This is a genomic window from Dyella monticola, from assembly GCF_003363155.1.
Taxonomy (GTDB): Bacteria; Pseudomonadota; Gammaproteobacteria; order Xanthomonadales; family Rhodanobacteraceae; genus Dyella_B; species Dyella_B monticola.
The window spans coordinates 89694-100794 of the sequence record NZ_QRBE01000009.1 but is presented as its reverse complement, the minus strand read 5'-3'; the positions used below and the strand labels follow the sequence as shown (position 1 = coordinate 100794).

Annotated in this window: 13 protein-coding genes; 3 read left to right on the top strand and 10 right to left on the bottom strand. The window is 61.9% G+C overall.

Features of this window, described 5'->3' with window-relative positions; all coding sequences use genetic code 11:
• Positions 1–91: 91 nt before the first annotated feature.
• Both DWU98_RS14845 and DWU98_RS14840 read left to right on the top strand, forming a co-directional pair.
• Positions 92–625 carry a DUF2782 domain-containing protein gene (locus DWU98_RS14845; RefSeq protein WP_115496342.1) on the top strand — a complete coding sequence of 178 codons (534 nt, stop codon included), beginning with the start codon at positions 92–94 and terminating at the stop codon, positions 623–625.
• A gap of 9 nt (positions 626–634) precedes the next feature.
• The gene (locus DWU98_RS14840; RefSeq protein WP_115496341.1) at positions 635–1066 is read left to right on the top strand and encodes an EamA family transporter; all 432 of its coding nucleotides are present in this window, start codon (positions 635–637) and stop codon (positions 1064–1066) included.
• Between the two features lie 15 nt (positions 1067–1081).
• On the opposite strand, the gene DWU98_RS14835 is transcribed toward DWU98_RS14840, so the two are convergent.
• Complete coding sequence (locus DWU98_RS14835; protein ID WP_115496340.1) at positions 1082–1792, bottom strand: glutathione S-transferase; 711 nt, start codon at positions 1790–1792, stop codon at positions 1082–1084.
• 48 nt (positions 1793–1840) lie between these two features.
• Positions 1841–2737: a LysR family transcriptional regulator gene (locus DWU98_RS14830; RefSeq protein ID WP_115496339.1), complete on the bottom strand. Its 897-nt coding sequence runs from the start codon at positions 2735–2737 to the stop codon at positions 1841–1843.
• A gap of 93 nt (positions 2738–2830) precedes the next feature.
• Here DWU98_RS14830 and DWU98_RS14825 point away from each other — a divergent pair, with 93 nt between their 5' ends.
• Entirely contained in the window at positions 2831–3841 is a 1011-nt protein-coding gene (locus tag DWU98_RS14825) for a bile acid:sodium symporter family protein (protein ID WP_115496338.1), read from the top strand.
• 51 nt (positions 3842–3892) lie between these two features.
• Here DWU98_RS14825 and purH read toward each other — a convergent pair whose 3' ends face one another.
• The 8 genes from purH to DWU98_RS14785 all read right to left on the bottom strand — a co-directional run bounded on the left by purH (position 3893) and on the right by DWU98_RS14785 (position 11101).
• Positions 3893–5503: a bifunctional phosphoribosylaminoimidazolecarboxamide formyltransferase/IMP cyclohydrolase gene (gene purH, locus DWU98_RS14820; RefSeq protein WP_115496337.1), complete on the bottom strand. Its 1611-nt coding sequence runs from the start codon at positions 5501–5503 to the stop codon at positions 3893–3895.
• Between the two features lie 114 nt (positions 5504–5617).
• Positions 5618–5905: a helix-turn-helix domain-containing protein gene (locus DWU98_RS14815; RefSeq protein WP_115496336.1), complete on the bottom strand. Its 288-nt coding sequence runs from the start codon at positions 5903–5905 to the stop codon at positions 5618–5620.
• Between the two features lie 189 nt (positions 5906–6094).
• Positions 6095–6892, bottom strand: a complete 798-nt coding sequence (locus DWU98_RS14810; protein WP_115496335.1) for a zinc-ribbon and DUF3426 domain-containing protein — start codon at positions 6890–6892, stop codon at positions 6095–6097.
• A gap of 97 nt (positions 6893–6989) precedes the next feature.
• Entirely contained in the window at positions 6990–7889 is a 900-nt protein-coding gene (gene prmA, locus DWU98_RS14805; protein WP_115496334.1) for a 50S ribosomal protein L11 methyltransferase, read from the bottom strand.
• Positions 7890–8055: 166 nt separating this feature from the next.
• Positions 8056–9429, bottom strand: a complete 1374-nt coding sequence (gene accC / locus DWU98_RS14800; protein WP_115496333.1) for an acetyl-CoA carboxylase biotin carboxylase subunit — start codon at positions 9427–9429, stop codon at positions 8056–8058.
• Positions 9430–9442: 13 nt separating this feature from the next.
• Positions 9443–9898 (bottom strand): acetyl-CoA carboxylase biotin carboxyl carrier protein, encoded by a 456-nt coding sequence (accB, locus tag DWU98_RS14795; RefSeq protein WP_115496332.1) that lies wholly within the window; start codon positions 9896–9898, stop codon positions 9443–9445.
• A 72-nt stretch (positions 9899–9970) separates the two neighbouring features.
• A complete protein-coding gene (gene aroQ, locus DWU98_RS14790) occupies positions 9971–10423 on the bottom strand; it encodes a type II 3-dehydroquinate dehydratase (RefSeq protein ID WP_115496331.1) in 453 nt (150 codons plus the stop codon).
• Positions 10424–10555: 132 nt separating this feature from the next.
• On the bottom strand, positions 10556–11101 hold the full coding sequence (locus DWU98_RS14785; protein WP_115496330.1) for a TlpA disulfide reductase family protein: 546 nt from the start codon (positions 11099–11101) through the stop codon (positions 10556–10558).

Genomic DNA, 11101 nt, shown 5'->3' with positions numbered 1-11101 from the left:
GGCGCAGGTCGCTTATGGCTGCCGGCCATTCACCGCGGGGCGGCCCGCCCACTGGTATGCTCTGACACCCTGACGAGGCCCCAAGATCGCCATGAAATCCGCAACTTGCTTGCTCGCCCTTTCTTTTCTGGCCGCCTCAGCGGCCTTTGCGCAGTCTTCATCGTCCTCGTCGGGCACGCCGCATTTCGCGCCCGTGCCACCGCCGCCGGGGATGAACGATCCGGGCGTGAATCCAGCCAGGGAACCGGCCGTGGCAAGCACCAGCGCCAAGCCCGTGTCGAGCCCGGCGGAGCTGGAGCCGAGCCATCTGCCGGGCAAGCCGATACCCGTGCCTCACGTGGCCGGCGTACCGGATGGGCGCGATGCCAATGGCGAGCCGCCGCCGGATGTGTCGGTGCATCAGGAAGGCGAAAACACCATCCAGGAATATCGCCAGAACGGCCGCGTTTACATGGTGGTGGTGACGCCCAAGCATGGCCCGCAACAGATCTACAACGTGGACACCGACGGCCATATGCTCGACCCGAACGGACAGCCGCCGGTGAAGCCGGTGATGTACAAGATCATGCAGTGGGGCAACTCCAAGCCTGCGTCCGCGTCTTCATCAGACGACAACGGCGATTAACGCTGGCGCATGAATCTGCGCGAAAGCTGGCTGCTGTTTGCCCTTGGCTCGGCGTGCTTCGCCGCGCTGACGGCATTGTTCGGCAAGCTCGGCGTGGCGGGCATCAATTCCAATCTCGCCACGTTCATCCGCACGCTCGTGATTCTTGCGGTGACGGCCGGCATTCTCAGTCTGCGCGCGGAGTGGGCGAAACCGTCGGGGTTGCCGTGGCATAGCTGGGTATTCCTGGTGCTTTCGGGCATCGCCACGGGGCTTTCCTGGCTGTGCTACTACCGCGCGCTGCAATTGGGACCGATCAGCAAGGTCGCGCCGATCGACAAGTTGAGCGTGGCGATAGCGATCGTGCTGGGTTTGCTCGTGCTGGGAGAAAAGCCGACCTGGCCGGTGTTCGTCGGCGGTGTGCTGATCGTGGCCGGTTCGCTGGTGATTGCGTTGTTCTAAACAGATGAAGTCCCGTCAGCGCGAGGGGTCGAGTTCGGCATAGTGGCGGAAAATACCGTCTTCATTGAACGCAATGCGCCGTGGTGATGCCAGATACGCGGCGATGTTCGGCCGGTCGGCAATGCGTTCTGCCAAAGCGCGCAAGCGAGGTATGCGCCTTTGCATGCGACGCATGGCGCTGGGAAACGCATAGTCCAGTCCGCTCACGAGCTGGAACAGCGACAAATCCACGTAGGAATGGCGTGCCAATGCCTGGCGCCCATTGCCGCGTTCGAGTACATGCTCGAAATAGTCGAGGAATTTCGGCAGGCGTTCTTTGCGGAATGCTTCGGTGCGTTTGCGCGCGGCGGTGCGTTGTTGCGAATAGTACTGGCTGGCCGCGATCGGATGATGCGTATCGTGGATTTCCACGACGAAATCGGCAATCGTCAATTGCAATTGCTGCGCGTAGATTTCCGCTGCTTCTCCTTCGGGCACCAGGCCGAGCCGGGGCCCGAGATAGGCGAGAATGTTTGCGGTTTGCGCAATCACCAGACGCCCGGCTTTGAGGAACGGCGGCGCGAAGGGCAGTGCGCCTTTCTCTTCGCCGCCGAGAAACGCCATGATCGCGTCGTCACCGCGCTCGCGCGCGACGTCGAGATAATCGGCGCCTGCATCTTCGAGCGCCAAGCGCACGTATTCGCCGCGACCTTGGATGCCGGTCCAGTAATAGAGTTCGTACCGCATGCGGCTTGTCCTCGCGCCAATGGCGTGTAAAGCCTAAAAAGCGGGCATTCAACGCGGCGTGAGCGAGCCTTTGGCGGCCAGCTCGCGCAGCCGGTTCCATACCAGCGCAGCCAGCGGCGACAGCGAGCGTTGATGGCGATGAATGAGCGTGACGGCGCGTCGTTCAGTCGGTGTCAGCGGCCGCACCGCCAAGGTCGATGGCGGCGAGGAAAGCCATGGCGTCACGGTTACACCAAGTCCGGCTTCAACCATGCGAAACGCTGTATGTGTATGGCCGGTTTGCTGCACAACGCAGGCTTGCACGCCATGTTTTTGCAGCGCCTGATCGATCAGGCGTCGGCTGCCGGAAGAGTAATCCAGGAGCACCAGCGCTTGTCCCTGCAGTTTCTTCCACGACACGGTCTTGTGTTGCGCGAGCGGGTGGTCCGGACGACAGGCAAGACAGAACGGATCGCGCATGATCGTTTCGCAGTCGAATTCACCTGACTCCGGCGGCTCGATCGCGATACCGAAATCCACTTCACCGCCGCGCACGCTGTCGAGCACCAGGGTTTGCGCCTGATCATGCAACTGGATCGTCAATTCGGGATAGTCGCGGGCACAATCGGCGATGCATGCGGGCATCAGGCTGGCCGAAAGCGTGGGCACGGAAGCGATGTGGATTTTTCCGCGTCGACGTTCGCCTTCTGAATGCATGTGTTCCAGGACGCCTTCCAGTTCGTCCAGTACGCGCTCCATGGCTCCTTCCAGATAACGGCCTGCTTCGGTCGGCACGACTTCGCGCGTGCTGCGATCGAACAGTCGCACGCCTAGTTCGGCCTCCAGTTCGGCCACATGCCGGCTCACGCCAGGCTGGCTTAAATGCAGTTGTTCGGCCGCGCGCCGGAAATGGCGCTGTTTGGCCACCGCCAGGAAAACCCGCAATTGCCGGAGACTGATATTCATTGCCATATTGTATCAATAGATACAATAAAGTTATTTGATTTATCAATAGGCCTGTATTGGAATAACCGCATCTCCGCTGCCTTCCCTCGTGTCATGGCCCTGCGTCGCTTTCTCCCCGACAATTTCACGCTTTGCCTGCTCGCCACGGTCCTGACGGCCAGCCTGTTGCCGTGCCGGGGCGGTGTGGCGCATGCGTTCGAATGGCTTACCAACCTGGCGATTGCCCTGCTGTTCTTCCTGCACGGCGCGAAGCTGTCGCGCGAAGCGGTGGTGGCGGGTGCGACGCATTGGCGGCTGCACCTGGTGGTGCTCGCCAGCACCTTCGTGTTGTTTCCCGTGCTGGGGCTGCTGTTCAAGCCGCTGCTGATGCCGCTGGTTACGCCGACGCTGTATGTGGGCATTCTCTTTCTATGTGCGTTACCCTCGACCGTGCAGTCATCGATTGCGTTCACATCGATCGCGCGCGGCAATGTTTCGGCGGCCGTGTGTTCAGCGTCCGCGTCCAGCCTGCTCGGCATCGGTATTACGCCGCTGTTGACGGGCCTCATCGTGCGGGCGAACGGGCAGGGCGCGATGTCGTGGCATTCGGTGGGCGAGATCGTGTTGCAGTTGTTCGTGCCGTTTGTGGCGGGACAGATCGCGCAACGTTGGATAGGTGGTTGGGTACAGCGTCATCGTCCGCTGATCGGTGTGGTGGATCAGGGCTCGATCCTGCTGGTGGTGTACACGGCGTTCAGCGCGGCGGTGCTGCAAGGTTTGTGGAAACAGCTGCCGCTGTCGGTGCTGGGCGGTGTGCTACTGATCAATGCGATCCTGCTGGCGGCCGCGCTTTTGATCACACGCTATGGCTCGCGCGCGCTGGGTTTTCGCCGCGAGGATGAAATTACTATCGTGTTCTGCGGCTCCAAGAAGAGCCTGGCCAGCGGCGTGCCGATGGCGAATGTACTGTTTCCCGCGCATGTGCTGGGCATGATCGTGCTACCAATCATGCTGTTTCATCAGATGCAGTTGATGACGTGCGCCGTGCTGGCGCGGCGCTATGCGCGGCGTCTGGAGACGGGCAAGCACGAAACGCCCAGAACAGACGTGCTCGCCGCTGAGTGATGCGCGGTGCTACCACTCCCGCTCGCAGGGGCGGTAGCACCGTACGGGGCGTTAATGGCGGAAATGGCGCATGCCGGTGAACACCATCGCCATGTCGTGCTCGTCCGCCGCAGCGATGACTTCCGCATCACGCATCGAACCGCCGGGTTGGATGACTGCACGAATGCCTGCTGCCGCGGCCGCGTCGATGCCGTCGCGGAACGGGAAAAACGCGTCGGACGCCATGACCGAGCCGCGCACTTCCAGCTTTTCATCCGCCGCCTTGATGCCGGCGATGCGCGCGCTGTAGACGCGGCTCATCTGGCCGGCACCGATGCCGATGGTTTGCCGGTCGCGCGCGTAGACGATGGCGTTGCTCTTTACGTACTTGGCGACTTTCCAGGCGAAGATCAGGTCGTTGATTTCCGCTTCGGTCGGTGCGCGGCGGGTAACGATCTTGAGGTCCTGCGCGGTGATCATGCCGCGGTCCGCGGTCTGGATCAGCAGGCCCGAGCCCACGCGGCGGCAGTCGTTGCCCGGATGTGCCTGACTGAGGTCGCCGCTGGGCGGCGGCGGAATCACCAGCACGCGTACGTTGGTCTTCTTGGCGAAGGCTTTCAGCGCGTCATCCGCATAGCCTGGCGCCAACACCACTTCCACGAACTGTCGTTCAACGATGGCGCGTGCCGTGGTGCCGTCGACGTCGCGATTGAACGCGATGATGCCGCCAAACGCCGAGGTGGGATCGGTCTGATAGGCCAGATCGTAGGCGCGGGCGATGCCATCGAGGCTTACCGCCACGCCACACGGATTGGCGTGCTTGACGATCACGCAAGCGGGCTTGCTGAAGCTGCGCGCGCACTCCCACGCGGCATCGGAATCGGCGATGTTGTTGAATGATAGTTCCTTGCCTTGCACTTGACGGAACGTGGCGAGCGTGCCCGGTGCCGGATGCAGATCGCGGTAGAACGCCGCCTGCTGATGCGGATTCTCGCCATAGCGCAGATCCATCAGCTTGACGAATCGGCCATTGGCCTGCGCGGGGAACGGGTCGTGGCCGGCAATGGCATCGTATGCATCGTTGAGCTGCAGGCCGGACAGGTAGTCGCTGATCGCACCGTCGTAATTGGATACGCGATTGAACGCCGTCACCGAGAGCTTGAAGCGTGTCGCGCGACTCAAGCCACCGTGCTGCTCGATTTCGGCAAGCGCATCCTCGTACTGATCGGGTGAGGTCAGTACGCCGACATCGTTCCAGTTCTTGGCAGCCGAACGCAGCATGGCCGGGCCACCGATGTCGATGTTCTCGATGGCCTGTTCCAGCGTGCAATCGGGTTTGGCGACGGTGGCTTCGAACGGATAGAGGTTCAGCACCAATAGATCAATGGGCGCAATGCCCAGTTCAGTCATGACCGCATCGTCCGTGCCGCGTCGGCCGAGCAGGCCGCCATGGACCTTGGGGTGCAAGGTCTTGACGCGACCGTCCATGATCTCCGGAAAGCCGGTGAGATCGCTGACGTCTTTCACGCTAATGCCCGCATCGCGCAAGGCCTTGGCGCTGCCACCGGTGGAAAGCAGTTCCACCTTGGCCGCGGCCAGGCGGCGCCCCAGTTCAATCAGCCCGGTCTTGTCCGAAACGCTGATCAGCGCGCGGCGGATGGGTGTGACGGCAGGTGCGGGCATGGCGGCTTCCGGATGCGTGAAAGCCTCGCATTATAGCGTGATGCGCATGCCCGGCGTGGTGTGTTTGGACGGCTAAATGGCATATGGCCGGTGACGACCGGCCTGGACCGTGAATCAGAGCAGGCCGTGCACGGCCAGCTTCTTGCGCAATGTGGCGCGATTGATGCCCAGCACCGCTGCCGCGCGGCTTTGATTGCCTTCATGAAACGCGAGCACTTCGCGCAGCAACGGACCTTCGACTTCGCGAAGCACCAATGCATACAGACCTTCATCGCACGACGTATCGCCGATGTCCGCAAGATAGCGGCGCACGGTCCGGCTTACGCATTCACTCAGTGCGCTCTGCGACGAGGATTCACGAACAGCCTCGTTGACAGGCAGTCTGACCGCGTTCAAGGACATCTCCCCACATACTCACGCAACGGCTACATCGGCCGTTGCCCTGTTTTGGCAGTTACCGCTTTCGCGGCGGGATAAGCAGCGCTGATAGTTCTAGCGCGAGGGACCGAGTGTACTCGCGACCGACGACAAAATTAAGAGCCTTGAACAGGAAAAATCATAAGCCCAAGCCGAACAGGCACTAAGCGATGGTTATTCAAATCCGATGTCAAAGCCTACGGCCTGATGGCCAGGATCTTCGACCTCAAACACCAATGCCGTAGCGGCGCCAGGTGCAAGCCCGCGATGCAAGGCTTCGGTATCGTCAAGGTACTCATACGGGTTGAGACGGCGCATGGCAATCACTTTGCCGTTGCCGTCGGACAAGCGAATGATCACCACCGGCCATGGCTGCACGAACGCAGCGTCATTGCGCACGGTCGCACTGATCAGCAATGCGCCCGGCACGGTGGGGTGTGTCTGTACGTCACGTGCCAGCAGCTGCAACTTGCCGACATCGCGTACAGGCGGCAATGGGCAATGCACCAGTGCGCAGGCTTCCTGCACGATCGGGCCGGTCGTGGGGTCGGCGATCAACGGATCGCGTAATGCCCACGCAAGCTGAGCGGCCAGCACGAGAAACAACAGCAGGCAGGCGACGAGCCATGGCCAGCGGCGCGGTCGGTCCATGCGCTTGTCGCGTGCAAACCGCGGCGTAACGACGAGATCGGCAAAGATGTCTTGTGGCGGTGCCGGTGCTTCGTTTTCCGCCGCTTCCGCTTCCGCTTCGTTTCGCGGCCGGTAGACCACGGCATTCACATGCGGCGGCTCTACCGCGGGTTCGTGGGAGGGCAGTTCCGTGAAGGGTTCAGCCGGCAGCTGGTCGGCCAGGGTGGCGATGGAGTCGAAGCCGGCCCCGCAATGGCCGCACATCACGAAGCCGTGCGCCTGCGCAAGCGTGCGCGCATCCACAGAAAACACGGATAGGCATTCGGGGCATTGCGTATACATGGGTGAGGGCGGCTCGTGCTTTCGCGCTTTCCTCTTCGTTTACCACATTTGCTAAGCGAAGGAGAGAAAGTTAAGACGATAGGTGATGCGTGTGGCCTCAAGCATGGCGCCGATATCCGCTGATGCGCACCCAATCCTCGCGCACGTCCACGCCTAACGCATCGAACCATTGGGCATAGCGCGTCAGCAGTTCCTCGTCCTGGCCTTTGAGGATGCCCGAGATCGCGAATGGCGCCCCCGGCTTGGCCAGCGCGGCGAAGGTGGGCGCGAGCTCACCCAGTGGGCCGGCAAGAATGTTTGCGACGAAGACATCGGCGGGCTCGCCGGCGAAATCCTCGGGAAGAAACAGCGCAAGCCGATCGGCGACCCGATTGCGTTCGGCGTTATCGGCTGAGGCCGTGAGTGCCTGGGGATCGTTGTCCACGCCCACCGCAGCGGCTGCGCCGAGCTTGAGCGCCGCGATCGCCAGGATGCCCGAACCGCAGCCATAATCGATGATGCGTTTACCGGCTACATCCAATCCGTCTAACCATTCCAGGCAAAGGGCGGTGGTGGGATGAGTGCCGCTGCCGAAGGCGAGGCCGGGGTCAAGTTGCACGACCACGCTGTCGTCGTCGGGCGGCTGAATGTTCCACGGGTAAATCCAGAGCCGGTGCCCGAATGGCATGGGCTTGAACTGATCCATCCACGCGCGTTCCCAATCTTCATCGGCAACGTCGTTGAAGGTGAGTTGATCCGGTTCCAGCCAGGGCAGCAGTTCGCCGAGTGCTTCAGTGAGGCCGCGGCGATCGGTATCGGCGTCGAACAATGCGTTCAACGTAACGGTCGGCCACAGCGGCAATTCGCCGACGCCGGGCTCGAAGATGGCCTGTTCATCGGGGGTTTCTGCATTTGCATCGCGTAGCGTGATCGACAAGGCGCCCAGATCGTCCAGCGCTTCTTCCGCGCGCGGTTGCTGTTCGGCGCGGACGATCAGTGTGAGTTCGAGCCAGGGCATGGGTGGTCCGGGAGGCGGGCGATGGAGTGATTTTCCCTCGCGGCCAGATGGAGGGGTAGGGCGAAAGGTGAATCTTGCGACACAGGTCGATGTCACCTCACCATCATTCCGGCCTGCGCCGGAATGATGGTGAAGCGAGCTCAGGCATTGAGCGACCTGCAGCCACTCAATGCCCGCTGTGCGGATGTTCCTTATGCTCCGCCATCCGCTTCTCCAGATAGTGGATGTTCTGTCCGCCCTGCTGGAAACCCACATCGTTCATGATGCGCTGCTGCAGTGGAAGATTGCACTTCACGCCTTCAATGACCGTTTCGGCCAATGCAAGACGCATGCGTGCAATGGCTGTTTCACGATCCGGACCATGCACGATCAGTTTGCCGATCATCGAATCGTAATTGGGCGGAATCTTGTAGCCGTCGTACAGATGCGTATCGACGCGCACACCCGGGCCGCCCGGTGCTTCGAAACGCTTCACCGTGCCGGGTGAGGGCATGAAGGTTTCCGGATCTTCCGCATTGATGCGGCACTCGATCGCGTGACCGTTGATCTTGATGTGTTCCTGGTTGATCGAGAGCTTTTCGCCGGCCGCAATCATCAGCTGCTCGCGCACCAGGTCCACCCCGGTGATGAGCTCTGTCACCGGATGTTCGACCTGGATGCGCGTGTTCATTTCGATGAAGTAGAAGTGGCCGTTCTCGAACAGGAATTCGAACGTACCGGCGCCGCGGTAGCCGATGCGCAGGCACGCGTCCACGCAAACCTTGCCAATCTGCGCACGCAGTTCCGGCGTGATGCCGGGGGCGGGAGCTTCTTCCACCACTTTCTGGTGACGGCGCTGCATCGAGCAATCGCGTTCACCCAGGTGAATGGCGTTGCCCTGACCGTCGGCGAGCACCTGGATTTCCACGTGACGCGGATTTTCCAGGAACTTCTCCATGTACACCTGATCGTTGCCGAATGCTGCCTTCGCTTCCTGCTTGGTCATGGTGACGGCGTTGCCCAGATGCGCTTCGGTACGCACCACGCGCATGCCACGTCCGCCGCCGCCGCCGGCGGCCTTGATGATCACCGGATAGCCGATTTCACGCGCGATGCGCATGTTCTCTTCGACGTTGTCGCCGAGCGGACCGCCCGAGCCAGGCACGCACGGCACGCCGGCGGATTTCATCGCGCGGATAGCTTCGACCTTGTCGCCCATCATGCGGATCACATCGGCGGTCGGGCCGATAAAGATGAAACCCGATTGCTCCACCTGTTCGGCGAAGTCGGCGCGTTCGGCGAGAAAGCCATAGCCGGGATGGATCGCGTTGGCATCGGTGATTTCCGCCGCCGCGATGATGCGCGGAATGTTGAGGTAGCTGTCGACCGACGGTGCCGGGCCGATGCAGATGGCTTCATCGGCGAGGCCGACGTGCTTGAGATTGCGATCGGCGGTGGAGTGCACCGCCACGGTTCGGATGCCCAGGCTGTGACACGCGCGCAGGATGCGCAGCGCGATTTCGCCGCGATTGGCGATGACGACTTTTTCGAGCTTTTGCATGGTCGTCAGGCCGTCAGCCGATCACAAACATCGGTTGGTCGAATTCCACCGGCTGGCCGTTATCGACCAGGATGGCCTGCACGGTGCCGCCGACATCGGCCTCGATCTGGTTGAACATTTTCATCGCTTCGATGATGCCGAGCGTTTCGCCGGCCTTGACCTGCTGGCCCACTTTCACGAACGCAGGTGCGCCAGGGCTGGCCGAGGCATAGAACGTGCCGACCATCGGTGCCTTCACCACGTGGCCGGCTGGCAGGCCACTGGCTTCGGCCGGAGCGGCCGCAGGCAGAGCGGGTGCGGCGGCAGGGGGCAGCGCGGGGGCCTGCATTGCGACGGGTGCGGCGACGGTGATGTTCCCCTTGGGAACGCGCGAGAGGCGGACGACTTCCTCGCCCTCTTTGATTTCCAGTTCGGCGAGGTTGGATTCCTCGAGCAGGTCGATCAGTTTTTTGATCTTGCGCAGATCCATGGGCTTGCCTTCTCAGGGTCTGGAGGCCGCAGCTTGGCGGCCAAAAGGTGAAAGAAACCGGTAGACAGCCAGCTAACTGGCTGCCTGCTGTTCAAGTTTGGTCAGGGCCGCTTCCAGCGCCAGCCGATAGCTGCCGCTGCCGAAGCCGCAGATCACGCCGACCGCGAGGTCCGACAGGTAGGAATGGCGGCGGAAGGGTTCGCGGGCATGCACATTGCTCATGTGCAACTCGATAAAAGGGATGTCCACCGCGGCCAGTGCATCACGCAAGGCCACGCTGGTGTGGGTGAAGGCGCCAGGATTGATCAGGATGAACGCGATCTGCTCGTCGCGCGCCTGATGAATGCGACCGATCAACTCATGCTCGGCGTTGGATTGGTACCAGGCCAGTTCATGGCCTGCCGCCTGGGCGCGCTGGGCCAGCTGGTTATTGATGTCAGCCAGCGACTCCCGGCCGTAGATGTCCGGTTCGCGCACGCCGAGCAAGTTGAGGTTGGGTCCGTGCAGGACCAGCAGCTTTGCCATGGCATCCCCGGGGGCCAGAATGCGCGAGTGTGCGCGGTGTCGGGGATATTGTCCAGTTCGACGCAGTTCGGCGATGTTTGACGGAGAAAGAAGATGTTAAACGTACGTGATCGTACGGCCACGCAAACCGCGTCAGGGCGCGGTTGCCGGGGAGAGCCAGCGGTCTAGCCGTCCGGGGTCCAGCGGCCCTCGATGTGTGGCCAGGATTCGGCCATTTTCATCCAGCAACACGCTGTAGGGCAGCACTTCATCCAGGTCGCCGAAGCGCAATGAGGTGCTGGGCGACGCGAGCTGGCCCAGCAAAATGGGGTAATTCATCGGGTGGTCGGCCAGGAATGCCTGCACGTGATCGGGCTCATCCATCGCAATACCCAGCACGATCACCCCCTGATCGGCGAACTTACGCTGGGCAGTGCTGAGTGCTGGCATCTCGGTCAGGCATGGCTCGCACCAGCTTGCCCAGAAATTGATCAGCAGGCGATGGCCCCGATAAGCGGATAACCGGCGCTGATGGCCATGCAGGTCCAGCAATGCGATATCCGGGCGAAGATCGCCGACGTTCGCCACATGAACCCCCGGCGGCACGCGCACCTGCTGGCTTTCGTGCTGCAGCCACCCGCCAGCTATGGCAGCCAACAGGGCAACGGCGAGGATAAATTGGTTGGTGCGGCTGAGCAT

Coding starts and splice junctions, on each gene's coding strand:
- purH (WP_115496337.1), bottom strand. CDS start 5,503: ATGCCCGCACCTGCCGTCACACCCATCCGCCGCGCGCTGATCAGCGTT.
- DWU98_RS14835 (WP_115496340.1), bottom strand. CDS start 1,792: ATGCGGTACGAACTCTATTACTGGACCGGCATCCAAGGTCGCGGCGAA.
- accB (WP_115496332.1), bottom strand. CDS start 9,898: ATGGATCTGCGCAAGATCAAAAAACTGATCGACCTGCTCGAGGAATCC.
- aroQ (WP_115496331.1), bottom strand. CDS start 10,423: ATGGCAAAGCTGCTGGTCCTGCACGGACCCAACCTCAACTTGCTCGGC.
- prmA (WP_115496334.1), bottom strand. CDS start 7,889: ATGCCCTGGCTCGAACTCACACTGATCGTCCGCGCCGAACAGCAACCG.
- DWU98_RS14815 (WP_115496336.1), bottom strand. CDS start 5,905: ATGTCCTTGAACGCGGTCAGACTGCCTGTCAACGAGGCTGTTCGTGAA.
- DWU98_RS14785 (WP_115496330.1), bottom strand. CDS start 11,101: ATGCTCAGCCGCACCAACCAATTTATCCTCGCCGTTGCCCTGTTGGCT.
- DWU98_RS14830 (WP_115496339.1), bottom strand. CDS start 2,737: ATGAATATCAGTCTCCGGCAATTGCGGGTTTTCCTGGCGGTGGCCAAA.
- DWU98_RS14840 (WP_115496341.1), top strand. CDS start 635: ATGAATCTGCGCGAAAGCTGGCTGCTGTTTGCCCTTGGCTCGGCGTGC.
- DWU98_RS14825 (WP_115496338.1), top strand. CDS start 2,831: ATGGCCCTGCGTCGCTTTCTCCCCGACAATTTCACGCTTTGCCTGCTC.
- accC (WP_115496333.1), bottom strand. CDS start 9,429: ATGCAAAAGCTCGAAAAAGTCGTCATCGCCAATCGCGGCGAAATCGCG.
- DWU98_RS14810 (WP_115496335.1), bottom strand. CDS start 6,892: ATGTATACGCAATGCCCCGAATGCCTATCCGTGTTTTCTGTGGATGCG.
- DWU98_RS14845 (WP_115496342.1), top strand. CDS start 92: ATGAAATCCGCAACTTGCTTGCTCGCCCTTTCTTTTCTGGCCGCCTCA.